Source organism: Streptomyces sp. NPDC001068 (genome assembly GCF_042897315.1).
In the GTDB taxonomy this organism is placed as follows: Bacteria; Actinomycetota; Actinomycetes; order Streptomycetales; family Streptomycetaceae; genus Streptomyces.
In genome coordinates, this window is the sequence record NZ_JBIAYD010000013.1 from 163,578 (window position 1) to 177,172 (window position 13,595).

Sequence of the window (13,595 nt, forward strand, 5' to 3'; positions counted from 1 at the left end):
GGCCTCGGACGCGGGGGGTGCCGCGCGCCGGTGGGTGCGGAGTGCGGCGGGGTCGCCGGTGTCCGGCGGCGGTCCGGAAACATTCTGGGACGGGCGCCGGCACGACGGCGTGATTACCCGTGTACGCGCGCGAACGTGTCGCACGGGACGCGGCCCCTCGTGACCCTCCGGCCCCAGGCGCCCCACCGCTCCCGCGGCGCTGCGGGAGCTTTGCCGTCATGTCACGAAAACACCCCTGTGCGAACGCCTCGTGAACGCTGTGTGGCACCGCTTTCTATGCACTGCCCATGGGATCGAGGATTGGTCTTGACCAAGGGTGTGCGCCGCCCTATGGTCGCAGATAAGTACAACAACCTTTAATAAACAAGGGCGCTAAAACGCCGCCGGACCACGGCGATTGCGGAGGACAGGGTGGGGACCACGCAGCTGGAATCGGTGCCGGAACCGAAGTACTGGCATCTCAGGACCGTGCTCAGTGAGGCACTCGACTCGGAGTTCTCGGTCGGCGAGATCCTGCCCAACGAGCGCGACCTCGCCGCCCGCTTCGGCGTGGCCCGGGCCACGCTCCGCCAGGCCCTCGAACAGCTCGAACTGGAGGGGCGCCTCCAGCGCCGCCGCGGTGTCGGCACGACCGTGGCGCCGCCGCGGGTGGGCGTGGCCGTCGGCACCGACGGGGACGTCTGGCCGGGCGCCCCCGGCGACGCCTGGCAGCCGGTCGACTGCACCCTCGCGGTGCCGCCCGCCGCCGTCGCGGCCGCCCTGGAGACCGGCGCGGAGGAGCCGGTGCACACCGTGCGCCGTTCCCGCGTCGTCCACGGCCAGCCCGTCGCCGCCGAGCTGCTCCACATCCCGGCGTCCTCGGTCCCGGACCTGACGGCGATCGACGCGCCGTCCGGCTCCGCACGCGCGCGTGCGGTACTGCGCGAGCTGCAGCGCCTGGAGCTGGAGAGCCAGGACCGTGCCGTGGAACTGGGCTCGGCCCGCGCCGACGACGCCAAGGAACTGGACCGCCTCCCCGGCGCCCCGGTCCTCGTCGTCACCACCCGCTTCCTCGCCGACGGCCGTCCGGCCGCGCTCTCCGTCGCCACGTACCGCGCGGACACCTGCCGGCTGACCTTCGGCGACTCCGGAAGCGTCGAGATCCACCACGGACCCGAGCGGCAGGCCTCCTAGCCGCCGAGCCGAAGCCGGACAGGGCGCGCCCCGGGACTCCACCGGGGCGCGCCGCGCTTTCCCGGCGTCCGCCCGCCTGCCTGCCCGCACGGCTGGTCAGCGGCGGGCGGTGACCGTCCCGTCCACCGCGAACAACTGCTCCTCCACGTGGTCGAGGGCGAGCCGCAGCGCACCGGTCGCCACCGCCGCCTCGCCGAGGAGGGAGAGAGCCACCCGCGGCGGGCGCAGGCAGTAGCGGGCCAGCTCGCGGCGCAGCGGCTCCAGGACGCCGTCGAGCCCCGCCGCCCAGCCGCCTATCACCACCAGCTCCGGATCGAGGGCCAGCACCAGCGCGGCCACGTCGTGGACCAGCCGCTGGATGAACCGCTCGACGGCCGCCCGCGCCCGCGCGTCACCCTTGCGGGCCAGCGCGAAGACCTCGGCGACCGCCTGTTCGTCCAGCGGGTGCAGCGGCTCGTCGGTGGTGGACAGCAGCGTCTCCGGCGTCACCTCCCGGCCCAGCAGGTGCAGCGCGCCGATCTCCCCGGCCGCCCCGCCGTAGCCGCGGTGCAGCCGCCCCCCGATCAGCGAACCGGCGCCCGGGCTGAGCCCGGCCATCACCATCACCACGTCGTCGGACTCGGTGGCGGCGCCCTTCCAGTGCTCGGCCACGGCCGCCGTGTTGGCGTCGTTCTCCACCAGCACCGGGCACTTGAAGGAGCGGCTCAGCCGCTCGCCGAGCCGCAGTCCGGTCCACTGGGGCAGCGCGGTGCCCAGCCGCACCCGGCCGTCCGCCTCCACGATGCCCGGCGTGCCGACCCCGACGGCCCGCAGCGAACTGCGGGCCACGCCGGCCCGGCGCAGCAACTCGGCGACCGCGGTGCGCATCCGCTCCAGCCGCTCGTCCGCGTCGGCCGTCTCGTCCACGTCCTTGGCCTGCGCGCCCAGCACCCTGCCGTCCAGATCGGCCAGCAGCGCGGCGACGCGGTGCGGACCGATCTCCAGGCCCAGCAGATGTCCGGCCTCGGCCCGGAAACGGAACCGGCGTGCGGGCCGCCCCTGTCGCCGGGCGGCGCCGTCCTCGGCCGCCGTCTCGACGACCAGACCGCCCTCGATGAGCCCCTCGACGACCCCCTCCACGGTCGGCCGGGACAGCCCGGTCACCCGGGTGATCTCGGTCAGGGTCGCGCAGTCCGTGGCACGCAACGCGTGCAGCACCACCGCGGAGTTGATCCTCCGCAGCAACGACGGGTCACCGCCGGTCAGCCCCGCCAACGTCCGTCCTCCCAGCCAGCCCTGCGTGTTGGCCGGATCGTACTTCGGTTACGACGACCCCGGCGAGTGTCCGGAGCCTCCGACCTGCCACGGATCCGAGATCGGCGCGGCTGGACAAAACCGGACTGATACGCCGTGATCATCACGTTCGTACGGTGTCCCGCCGCCCGCCGGACGGGTTCGACTCCGCGAGGAAACGTCCGCGAGGAGAACGTTTACGGGGGGGAGCGTCCGCGAGAGGAAGGTCCGCGAGAGGACGGCGGCGGGAGGGGAGCGCCGGCGCCGGCCAGCGCGTGCTCTGGTGAACCGGTGAGCCGGACGGCCCGGGGCGGTCTCCCGGGACGATGAATGGCCGGCCCCCGCAGGGCACGCGATCAGCCCTCCGCCGCCGCCCGCAGTCGCCCGAACTCCTCCGCCATCGTCGCCGCCGTCCAGTGCGCGTTCAGCCCGCTGGGGTTCGGCAGCACCCACACCCTGGTGTCGCCGATCAGCCGCTGCTGCGGCCCCACCCGTGCCGTGCGGTCGTCGAACGCGGCCCGGTAGGCCGTGACGCCCACCACCGCCAGCCACCTCGGGCGGGTCCGGGCGACCTTCGCCGTGAGCAGCCGGCCGCCCTCGGTGTACTCCGCGGCCGTCAGCTCGTCGGCGCGTGCGGTCGCCCGTGCCACCACGTTCGTGATGCCGAGCCCGTAGGACGGCAACTCGCCCTGTTCCGCCGGTTTCAGCAGCCTCGGGGTGAACCCGGACAGGTGCAGCACCGGCCAGAAGCGGTTGCCCGGGCGGGCGAAGTGATGGCCCGTGGCCGCCGTCATCAGGCCGGGGTTGATACCGCAGAACAGGACATCCAGGCCGTCCGCGATCACGTCCGGGACGAGACGGTCGCGGGCGGCCTCCAGCTCCGCCGCCGTGAAGCGGGTCAGAGGATGGCTCCGGGGGCGTAGGCGGCGGCCTCGGGGTGCTGCTTGAGCAGTTCCTCGATCCGGCCGGCGACGACCGCGACCTGGTCGGCGGCAGCCCCCGTGAAGGACAGCTTGTCGGCCATCAGGGCCGCGAGCTGCTCACGGTCGAGCGGCAGCCGCTCGTCGGCGGCGAGCTTGTCGAGCAGGTCGTTGCGCTCGGCGCCCTGCTCACGCATCGCGAGCGCGGTGGCGACGGCGTTCTCCTTGATCGCCTCGTGCGCGAGCTCACGGCCGACGCCCGCGCGCACCGCGCCCATGAGCACCTTGGTGGTGGCGAGGAAGGGCAGGTAGCGGTCGAGCTCGCGGGCGACGACGGCGGGGAAGGCGCCGAACTCGTCGAGGACGGTCAGGAACGTCTCCAGCAGGCCGTCCAGCGCGAAGAACGCGTCGGGCAGGGCCACCCGGCGCACCACCGAGCAGGAGACGTCGCCCTCGTTCCACTGGTCGCCCGCCAGCTCGCCGGTCATCGAGGCGTAGCCGCGCAGGATCACCATCAGGCCGTTGACGCGCTCGCAGGACCGCGTGTTCATCTTGTGCGGCATCGCCGAGGAGCCCACCTGGCCCGGCTTGAAGCCCTCGGTGACCAGCTCGTGCCCGGCCATCAGCCGGATCGTCTTGGCCAGGGACGACGGCGCGGCCGCCAGCTGCACCAGCGCGGTCACGACGTCGTAGTCCAGCGAGCGCGGGTACACCTGGCCGACCGACGTGAACGCCTGCGCGAAGCCCAGGTGGCCGGCGATCCGGTCCTCCAGCTCGGCCAGTTTCGCCGCGTCGCCGCCCAGCAGGTCCAGCATGTCCTGCGCGGTGCCGACCGGGCCCTTGATGCCGCGCAGCGGGTAGCGGGCCAGGAGTTCCTCGACCCGGCCGTACGCCACCAGCAGCTCGTCGGCGGCGGTCGCGAAACGCTTGCCGAGGGTGGTGGCCTGCGCGGCCACGTTGTGCGAGCGGCCGGCCATGACCAGCTCGGCGTACTCGCCGGCCAGCTTGCCGAGCCGCGCGAGGACGGCCACCGTGCGGTCGCGCACCAGCTCCAGCGAGAGCCGGATCTGCAGCTGCTCGACGTTCTCCGTCAGGTCGCGGGAGGTCATGCCCTTGTGCACGTGCTCGTGCCCGGCGAGATCGTTGAACTCCTCGATCCGCGCCTTCACGTCGTGCCGCGTGACCTTCTCGCGCTCGGCGATGGAGGCCAGGTCGACGGTGTCCAGGACCCGCTCGTAGTCGGCGATCGCCGCGTCCGGCACCTCGATCCCGAGGTCCTTCTGGGCCCGCAGCACGGCGAGCCAGAGCTGCCGCTCCAGCTTCACCTTCTGCTCGGGAGACCAGAGCGTGGCGAGCTCGGCGGAGGCGTAACGTCCGGCGAGGACGTTCGGGATGCGGGGCTTGGCGGGAGCGGCAGAAGTCACGTGTACGGATTCTACTGGCGATTCGTGCAGGCCAGCGCCGCAGGTCCGCTCGTACGAAGCTATGAGAGCCGTGTCACGGCTGGTGCCGGTCGGCCAGTTCCGCCAGTACGTGGGCGTGGCACAGCTCGGGCGCGCACCAGCACGCCAGCGTCCTCCCGCGCAGTTCCGCCGCCAGTTCCAGCAGCTCGGGCCGCTCCAGCAGGTACGCCCGGTACATCGCCATCACCTCGGCCCGGGTGCCGTCGCGCCGCTTCTTCGGGGTGTCGTAGGCGAAGGGGTTGGCGAGCGGATGGCGGGGCAGGTCCCAGCCGCCCAGGGTCCAGCGGCGGCCGACGTAGACGACGTCCGCGGGGGCGTGTTCCAGCCGGGGGCCGAACTCGTGGATCCGGCCCCTGACGTTGATCACCCGTGTCGGCACAGGAACGACGCTACGCCTCGGACGGCGGAGCGGGGCGGGCGGCTTCCGTACGACGGCCGCGCCGCCCGCTCCGTTCGGCGCGGATCAGGTGGCGCGCGCGGTGGCGCCGCCGATCAGGCCCCACCCGTAGTCACCGCCGATGAAGCCGCCCCCGATCTCGTTGATCTCGGTCCTTCCGTCGTCGGTGACGCCGATGAGGAGCACGTCGGTGCCGCACCGCTGCGCGGCGACGTTGCGCATTCCGCTGCCGTACGTCAGGGGGTGCCACCCGCCGGTGTTGTAGCCGCCCCACGACACCTCGGTGTTCTGGTAGGCCGTGTCGCCGAAGACACCGAAGAACGCGAACTCCTGGTAGTAGGTGGGGGCCACGGAGATGTCCGTGAGGACGCCCTGGTTCGTGAACATCTGAGCCCAGCCCGACCAGCCGGACCCGGGGCTGGTCGCGTTGACAGTGGTCTGCCGGCGGTGCCACGGGGTGCCGTAGACGTTGATGCCGTCGACCTCGATCGTCCCGTCCGCGTGGGTTCCCGCGACGATCTTGGTGAGAAGGCCGTCCATCTGCTGCCAGCCGGTCCAGTTGTCGGCCGAGGCCTGCTGCTGGGAACGGGTCCAGATGGTTCCGGCGGAGTTCGTGCCGAAGATCTGGAGCGTGCCGTTCTGGTTGCGTGCCACCGAGATCGAGTTGAGGATCCCGTCGATGTTCCGCCACGCCGCCCAGTCGCTGGACCCGGGACTCTTCTGGGCGCGCGAGTAGATCTGGCCGTTGCGGTCCAGGGCGAAGAGTTCGATCCGCCCGTCGGCGTTGGTCGCCGCCGCCACGGAGGTCAGCGGCGCGGGGGTGTCGTACTCCGCGGTCCAGTCCGGGGGCGCCTGCCCCGGGACGATGTGGGTGGTGTGGAGCCCGCCCTGCGCGTCGACGGCGAACGCCTGGACCCCCTTGGTGCTGTCCGTCCCGTCCTGGGAGGCCATGGCGACCGAGGAGCCGGGGACCGGCGCGACCGTGGGAAGGCCGGTGCCGGGACGTACGGTGTCGTCGGTCTGGCGGTGGGTGTAGTAGACCTTGCCGGTGTTGACCGAGGTCGCGTCGCACAGCCCGTCGCCGTTGACGTCCCTGAACCGGAGGTCGGCGATGCGCTCGTTGGACTGGTTGAGGTAGACCCAGTGCTGGTCACCGGCGCTGGTGGCGTACCACCAGGTCAGGCCCGTGGTCATGAAGGGGTCGGCGATGCCGTCGCCGTCGAAGTCGCAGGTGCGCTGGGTGTCCCGGTTCGCGCCCAGGACGTTCCCGCCGTTGTCGTGCAGACCGGTCTCGGTCTGGTCCAGCGCGCCGTTGGTGAAGGTGGTCGACCACCTGACGGTGTGCGCGAAGACGTTGTTCTCGACGTTGAAGCCGTCCGAGGGCGTGCCGCGGAGCTTGATCTCGGTCGAGTTGGTGGAGGGGAAGGAGTTGTAGGCGATGTCGGCGTACTCGCCGGCCGGCCCGCACTGGTAGTTGGAGCAGTCGCCGCGGCCGTGCATGTCGATGAGGTGCTCGTAGTGGTCCCAGCCCAGGAGCGAGAAGCCGAGACCGGGTGACTCCATGAGGTTGCGGTACACCAGATACCCGGTGCCCGGACGGCCGTCGCCGGTGACCGAGTGGCGGTTGGCCGCGAACTCGTTCTTCTCGATCAGCGCGTAGGCGCCGTTGTTCAGGGCCACCCCGTAGCCGGCGCCGTGGTGGCTGCCGAACGCGTCCTCGATGCCGTCCATGGTGGGGTGCTGGTTGTCATGGATGTAGTTGTCGTGCACCCACACCGTGTCGGCGTTGGCCCGGTTGATCCGGTTGCCCGGATCCTGCACGTCGATCGCCGCGCCGCGCCAGCGGGTGAACTCGTCGTGGTCGATCTCCACGTTCTGGCTGGACCAGATGCCGATCCCGTCGGCGTCCGTGGTGCCCACCGAGGCGCCGGGGTCCGACGGCTCCCCGCCGTCGAACCTGATCCCGCTGATCCGCACGTTGTCCGCGGTGCCGCCGTCGCCGTCCCCGATGGCGAGGAGCGTGCGCGGGAACGTCGTCGTGAAGATCCGCGGCCCCCTGGCGACGACCGTGCGATCGCCGGTGATCCGGACCCCGGGAGCCACCGGTATGGACGACAGGCCGCTCAGGTCCAGATTCACGGTCCCGGCGATCACCACCGTCGCTCCGGGGGTGCCGACGGCCTGGACGAACCGGCTCTGCTGGTCGTCGGAGGTGATGCTGAAGGTCTGCGAGTCCACCGCGCGGCCGGCGGCCCCCGCGGGCACGGCGGCCGACGCGGTGCCGCCGGACACGGCCAGCGAGGCCGCCAAGGCCCCGACCACTGCGAACAGCCGGCTCTTTCTCGAAATGTTCATCCCTGTCCCGGTTCTCGGCCTGATTGGGTCGAGCCGGCCGTTCGAGGCCGCGCACCCTCACAGGTACGCGGCCCGTACGGCCCCGCTTGACCACCCGAGGGGTGGGCGTGCCGCGGCGTGCCGTGCCGTTCCAAGCCGTTCCACGCGGGGGAGGCCCCGCGTCCGGCCGGGGAGCAGAGTCAGGGGCGGGGAGCCGGGTCGGAGTCCACTCGTCGCCAGTCGGCCACGGGGCCGGGGTTCGCGTGGTCCGCGGGGGTGACCCAGAAGGCTCTGCCCAGCTCGGCGCTGAACTGGGCTCCTGTCCGGCCGTCGCCCGAGGAGCGGCCGGTCAGCCGGCGGCCTATCCACGGGAGCAGGTGCTGCCTGGTGAAGCGGACGTCCGCCACCCGACGCGCGGCCCAGCCGGGCGGCGGTGTGGCCGGCATCGGCGTACGCCAGTCGGTGTCCTCGGCCTCGTACCCGAGGGTCTGCCAGACCGCCTCGGCGACCCGCCGGTGCCCCTCGGCCGTCAGGTGCAGCCGGTCCACGTCCCACATCCGGGGGTCCGAGAGCGAGGGGGCGCCGTACAGGTCGACCACGACGGCGCCGTGCCGTCCGGCCAGTTCGTCGACGCAGGCGAACAGCTCCTCCATGCGCGGCCGGAACCGGTCGAGGACCGGGCCCTGGCGGCCGGGGCTGCGCATCAGCACCAGTTGCTGGCAGGCCGGTGCCAGCCGCTCCACGGCCTCCGTGAGCAGGTCCCGGACCAGACCCATGTCGCACTTGGGGCGCAGGGTGTCGTTCAGGCCGCCGACCAGGGTGATCACGTCGGGTCGCATCGCGACCGCCACGTCCACCTGCTCCTCGACGATCTGCCTGATCAGCTTTCCGCGCACCGCGAGGTTCGCGTACTGGAACCCGGGCGTGCGCGCGGCCATCCGTCCGGCCAGGACGTCGGCCCAGCCGCGGTAGGAGCCGTCGGCCATCAGGTCCGACATGCCCTCGGTGAACGAGTCGCCGAGGGCGACCAGACTGGTGTGTGCGGGACGCACGGGATTCTTCTGCATGGCGTCGGAAATGGTATCCCGGGGCTCATACCCGCCGGTCGGTCGCACCCTGGCGGCCGATCCCGCGGCCGATCCGACGGCCGATCCGGCGGCCGATCCGGCGGCGGACCTAGGCGTGCTGTCCGAACAGTTCCCGCAGCACGTCCTCCATCGTCACCAGCCCCGCCATCCTCCCGTCGTCGCCGAGTACGCCCGCCAGATGGGTGCGGCTGCCGCGCATCGCGGTCAGTACGTCGTCCAGCGGTGTGTTCTCCCGCACCCGTGCGATGGGCCGCATGTCCCGCAGCCGGAACGCCTCGTCGCGGGGCGAGGCGTCCAGCGCGTCCTTGACGTGCAGGTAGCCGACGATCCGCCGGCCCTCGTCGACCACCGGGAACCGGGAGAAGCCCGACTCCGCCGACAGCCCCTCCAGCTCCTCGGGGGTGACGCCCACGCGCGCGTAGACGACACGCTCCAGCGGCACCACCACGTCCCGCACCGGTCGGCGGCCCAGCTCCAGCGCGTCGTGCAGCCGTTCCTGCGCCCGGTCGTCGATCAGCCCCGCCTCGCTGGCGTCCTTGACGATCTCGGCGAGCTCGGCGTCCGTGAAGGTCGCCGAGACCTCGTCCCTGGTCTCCACCCGGAGCACCCTGAGCAGGGTGTTGGCGAACGCGTTGATCGTGAAGATCACCGGGCGCAGCGCCCGCGACAGTGCCACCAGCGGCGGTCCGAGGAGCAGCGCGCTGCGCACCGGCTCGGCCAGCGCGACGTTCTTCGGCACCATCTCGCCGAGCAGCATGTGCAGATAGGTCGCCAGGGTCAGCGCGATCACGAAGGACACGACATGACCCGCGCTCTCCGGCACGCCGACCGCGTGGAACACCGGCTCCAGGAGATGCTCGATGGCCGGTTCGGCGACCACGCCCAGCACCAGCGTGCACAGGGTGATCCCGAGCTGGGCGGCGGCCAGCAGCGCCGACACGTGCTCCAGACCCCACAGCACGCTCCTGGCCCGCCGGTCGCCGGCCTCGGCGTGCGGCTCGATCTGGGAGCGGCGCACGGAGATCAGCGCGAACTCGGCGCCCACGAAGAAGGCGTTGACGACCAGCGTGGCCAGACCGATCAGCAGTTGTACGGCGGTCACCGGTGTCCCTCCTGCTTCTGCTCCCGTTCCTCGGCGAGCGGCGCGTGCAGCAGCACCCTGGCCGCCCGCCGGCCCGACGCGTCCACCACGTCCAGCCGCCAGCCGGCGACCTCCACACGGTCCCCGGTCTCGGGTATCCGGCCGAGCTCGGCCGCGACCAGCCCGGCCAGCGTCTCGTACGGCCCGTCGGGCGGTCTGAGGCCGACGCGCGCGAGCTGGTCCGTGCGGGCCGCGCCGTCCGCCGACCAGAGCGAGCGGCCCCGCTCGTCCGCGCCCGCGGGGGCGAGGTCCGGCGTCTCGTGCGGGTCGTGCTCGTCGCGGACCTCGCCGACCACCTCCTCGACGATGTCCTCCAGGGTGGCGACGCCGGCCGTACCGCCGTACTCGTCGATGACGACCGCCATGGTGCGCCGGCCGCCGAGGCGGTCCAGGAGGCGGTCCACGGTGAGGGACTCGGGGACCAGCAGCGGCTCGCGCATCACCTGGGCCACCCGGACCCGGGCCCGGTCCGCCACCGGCAGCGCCAGGATGTCCTTGATGTGGGCGGTGCCGACCACCGAGTCCAGGCTCTCGCGGTAGACCGGGAAGCGGGACAGCCCGGTCGCCCGGGTCGCGTTCGCGACGTCCTCGCAGGTGGCGCGGACGTCCAGGGCGACGACCTGGACACGCGGGGTCATCACGTTCTCGGCGGTGAGGTCGGCGAGGTTCAGGGTGCGCACGAACAGCTCGGCGGTGTCCGCCTCCAGCGCGCCCGCCTTGGCGGAGTGCCGGGCGAGCGCGGCCAGCTCCTGGGGGCCGCGGGCGGAGGCCAGCTCCTCGGCGGGCTCGACACCGAACCGTCGTACCACCCGGTTCGCGGTGTTGTTCAAGTGGGTGATGAACGGCCGGAACGCGGCGCTGAACCAGCGCTGGGCATTGCCCACCCGCCTGGCCACGGCCAGCGGCGAGGAGATCGCCCAGTTCTTGGGCACCAGCTCGCCGACGACCATCAGGAACACCGTGGACAGCGCGGTACCGATCACCAGCGCCAGCGAGCTCGCCGCGGACCGGGCGATGCCCAGCGACTCCAGCGGACCGGCCAGCAGCTTGGCGATCGACGGCTCGGCGAGCATGCCGACCACCAGGTTGGTGACCGTGATGCCGAGCTGCGCGCCCGACAGCTGGAAGGTCAGCTGCCGTACGGCCTTGAGGGCGCCGGCCGCGCCGCGCTCGCCGCGCTCCACGGCGCGTTCGAGTTCGCCGCGGCCCACCGTGGTCAGCGAGAACTCGGCGGCGACGAAGGCGCCGCAGGCGAGCGAGAGCAGGATCGCCACCAGCAGGAGCAGCACTTCGGTCATCGGGTCACCTCCGTCCCATGGTCGGACAGGGCGGACGGGACCGCGCGGTGTTGACGGGACAGAGGACTGGGAGGCTCGCCCATGGGCGGACGCTCACGCACCTTTCCTGGCGGACGACAGGACGACTCCTCCAATAGTAAAGGACGGGCAAAGTGTGCGGCCTAGCGCGGCCGCGGCGCGCGCCGACGTCGTCTACAGGGGCTTGACCCAGCGCCGCCAGTGGTCCTCGCGGTGGTAGCCGGTGGCGGCCCAGGTGTCGTGGGCGCGTTCGTTGGCCTCCAGGACCATGGCGTCGACGCGCCGTCCGCCGAGGGCGGCGAACCGTCGTTCCGCGGCCTCCAGCAGCGCGGTGGCGATGCCCCGACGGCGGTGGTCGGGGTGGACCGCGAGCCGGTAGGCGGAGCAGCGCCATCCGTCGTAGCCGGCGATGACGGTGCCGGCGAGGACACCGTCACGGACTGCGAGGAGCAGCGCCTCGGGGTCCCGGGCGAGGAGCCGGGCCACGCCGTCGTGGTCGTCGCTGATGCTCGTCCCCTCGGCTGCGTGGCGCCAGAACCGCAGCACGGTGTCGATGTCGGAGGCGGTGGCGTGGCGGATACGGAGATCGCTCATGCCACGACCCAAGCAGGGCGGGCGCCTCCCGGGCGAACGGGTTTCGCGCCCCGCGCCGCCACGAGCCGCGACCCGCGCACCGCACCCACCGCGCGCGCACCGCACCCCGCGCACCGCACCCCGCGCCGCACCCACCGCACAGAGCCCGCGCACCGATTACGCCCGCGCACCGCAACCGCCGAGAGGACTCGCCAACGCGCGCCGGGCACCCGGCCGAAGCCCGCCCGGCGGTCCCGGTCCCGGCCGAAGCCTGCGCGGCGGCCCCGGCTCGGCGGCCCCTGACCGGCCGCCCCGGCTCGGCGGTCCCGGCCCCGGTCCCGGCCGAAGCCCGCCCGGCGGTCCCCGTCCCGGTCGACCGGCCCGTCTCGTCGTCTATGCCCAGCAGCCGTTGACCGTGGCGGCGAGGCCGTCGAGGGCGTCCTTGGTGGCGGCCGGGTCGGCGGCGGAGTCGTTCTCGATGAAGGAGAAGATCTTCCAGCGTCCGTCTCCGGCCTTCGTCAGTCCGCTCAGCGCGATCGCGCCGGTCAGCGTGCCCGTCTTGGCGCTGACCCTGCCGACCGCGCACCGGGAGTCCGCGGTGTCGAAGCGGCCCCACTCCGGGCCGAGGGTCGAGCCCGCCTCGCCGGCGACGGGCAGCCCGTCCACGATGTACCCGAGCGTCGGGCCGTTGGCGGCGGTGTCCGCGAGGTCGAGGATGTCGGCGATGGTCCGTGCCGGGATGCGGTTGGCGCGGGACAGGCCGCTGCCGTCGTGGATCTCGAAGCCGGTCAGCGACACCCCGTACTGGCCGAGGACCTGGCGGACGACCGCCGTGCCGTCCTCGAAGGTGGCCGGCCGCCCGGCGGCGAGCGCGGTGGCCCGCAGCAGCGTCTCGGCGATGTCGTTGTCGCTCACCTTGAGCATGTGCTCCACGATGTCCGAGAGCGCCCCGGACTGGTGCTGGGCCAGGAGTGCGGCTCCGGTGCCGGCGGTGGCGCGGGCGACGCCGCCGGTGACGGTGACACCCCGCCTGGCGAGGAGCTTCGCGAAGGTCCGGCCGGCGTCCACGGAGGTGTCCGTGACGTGACGGCCGTCGACCACCAACGCCCGTACCGGGGCGACGGAGTCGGGGTAGTAGCCGTCGTTCCAGCCGGTGGCGAGCGTGGGCGCGGGGAAGAGGCTGTCGTCGACCCGCACCTGCACCGAGCTCGGGCCCGCCTCCTTCAGGACCGCCGCGACGGTCCTCGCCATCGTGTCGAGGTCGGCGGAGGTGAGGGTGCGGTCCCCGCCCCCGACCAGGGTGACGACGCCGTCGCCGTAGACGGCCTTCGTGGTGAAGCGGTGGTCGGGGCCGAGGATCGTCAGCGCGGCGGTCGACGTGGCCAGCTTGGTGTTGGACGCCGGCATCAGCGCGGTCGTCGCGTCGTGACCCCATACGAGGCCGCCGGAGTCGGCGTCGATCACGACGCCGCTGAGCGTGGGGCCCAGGCGGGTGTCCTGGACGCGGACGTCGAGGTTGTCCGCGATCGACTGCTCGGCGGGGTCGAGGGTGGCGGGCGCGGCGAAGGCGGACGTGCCGAACAGGATCGTTCCGGCGACGGGCGCGGTCACCGCGATGACCGCGGCACGGCGGAGCGCCGGACGGATCGTTCCGCGCCCGCGGTGGCGGGAGCCCGCGTGCCCGGCGGACGAAGAGTTCGACATGGAGGCCTCGCTGCAGGGGAAAGGAGGGTGGGGGGACGTGCGGCGGTTCCAAGGGATCTTGAAAGGGAAAGTAACAGCAGCGACCGAGGTTACTTATGGGTATGCCGTGAGCCGGGCGAGCCCGGCCGCCTCACGACGGTGACGGAGCGTCATGGCGGCCCGCCCGGCGCGCCCCTCTCGGAGCGGACCGGGCGCGCGGCGTGAACTCGACCCG

11 protein-coding genes are annotated in these 13,595 nt (G+C 72.8%); 1 reads left to right on the plus strand and 10 read right to left on the minus strand.

The window, feature by feature from the left end; genetic code table 11:
- Nucleotides 1-411 precede the first annotated feature (411 nt).
- Nucleotides 412-1,173 carry a GntR family transcriptional regulator gene (locus ACFY3I_RS33525; protein ID WP_365285213.1) on the plus strand — a complete coding sequence of 254 codons (762 nt, stop codon included), beginning with the start codon at nt 412-414 and terminating at the stop codon, nt 1,171-1,173.
- A gap of 96 nt (nt 1,174-1,269) precedes the next feature.
- Here the strand turns inward: ACFY3I_RS33525 and ACFY3I_RS33530 are convergent, their stop codons facing one another.
- From ACFY3I_RS33530 to dacB, 10 genes are all read right to left on the minus strand, one after another.
- On the minus strand, nt 1,270-2,427 hold the full coding sequence (locus ACFY3I_RS33530; protein WP_365285215.1) for an ROK family transcriptional regulator: 1,158 nt from the start codon (nt 2,425-2,427) through the stop codon (nt 1,270-1,272).
- A gap of 374 nt (nt 2,428-2,801) precedes the next feature.
- Nucleotides 2,802-3,347, minus strand: coding sequence for a G/U mismatch-specific DNA glycosylase (mug, locus tag ACFY3I_RS33535; protein WP_390864921.1), 546 nt, complete (start codon nt 3,345-3,347; stop codon nt 2,802-2,804).
- Nucleotides 3,344-4,789: an adenylosuccinate lyase gene (purB, locus tag ACFY3I_RS33540; protein ID WP_390864776.1), complete on the minus strand. Its 1,446-nt coding sequence runs from the start codon at nt 4,787-4,789 to the stop codon at nt 3,344-3,346. The genes mug and purB overlap by 4 nt, the downstream gene beginning before the upstream one ends.
- Before the next feature lie 73 nt (nt 4,790-4,862).
- On the minus strand, nt 4,863-5,207 hold the full coding sequence (locus tag ACFY3I_RS33545) for a DUF4326 domain-containing protein (protein WP_365285219.1): 345 nt from the start codon (nt 5,205-5,207) through the stop codon (nt 4,863-4,865).
- Nucleotides 5,208-5,291: 84 nt separating this feature from the next.
- Complete coding sequence (locus ACFY3I_RS33550; RefSeq protein WP_390864778.1) at nt 5,292-7,580, minus strand: tectonin domain-containing protein; 2,289 nt, start codon at nt 7,578-7,580, stop codon at nt 5,292-5,294.
- Between the two features lie 179 nt (nt 7,581-7,759).
- A complete protein-coding gene (locus tag ACFY3I_RS33555) occupies nt 7,760-8,626 on the minus strand; it encodes an SGNH/GDSL hydrolase family protein (RefSeq protein ID WP_390864779.1) in 867 nt (288 codons plus the stop codon).
- A 109-nt stretch (nt 8,627-8,735) separates the two neighbouring features.
- Nucleotides 8,736-9,749, minus strand: a complete 1,014-nt coding sequence (locus tag ACFY3I_RS33560; RefSeq protein WP_390864780.1) for a hemolysin family protein — start codon at nt 9,747-9,749, stop codon at nt 8,736-8,738.
- A complete protein-coding gene (locus ACFY3I_RS33565) occupies nt 9,746-11,086 on the minus strand; it encodes a hemolysin family protein (protein WP_390864781.1) in 1,341 nt (446 codons plus the stop codon). The genes ACFY3I_RS33560 and ACFY3I_RS33565 overlap by 4 nt, the downstream gene beginning before the upstream one ends.
- 192 nt (nt 11,087-11,278) lie before the next feature.
- Nucleotides 11,279-11,698: a GNAT family N-acetyltransferase gene (locus tag ACFY3I_RS33570; protein ID WP_390864782.1), complete on the minus strand. Its 420-nt coding sequence runs from the start codon at nt 11,696-11,698 to the stop codon at nt 11,279-11,281.
- Between the two features lie 372 nt (nt 11,699-12,070).
- Complete coding sequence (gene dacB, locus ACFY3I_RS33575; protein WP_390864783.1) at nt 12,071-13,381, minus strand: D-alanyl-D-alanine carboxypeptidase/D-alanyl-D-alanine-endopeptidase; 1,311 nt, start codon at nt 13,379-13,381, stop codon at nt 12,071-12,073.
- Between the last annotated feature and the right edge of the window lie 214 nt (nt 13,382-13,595).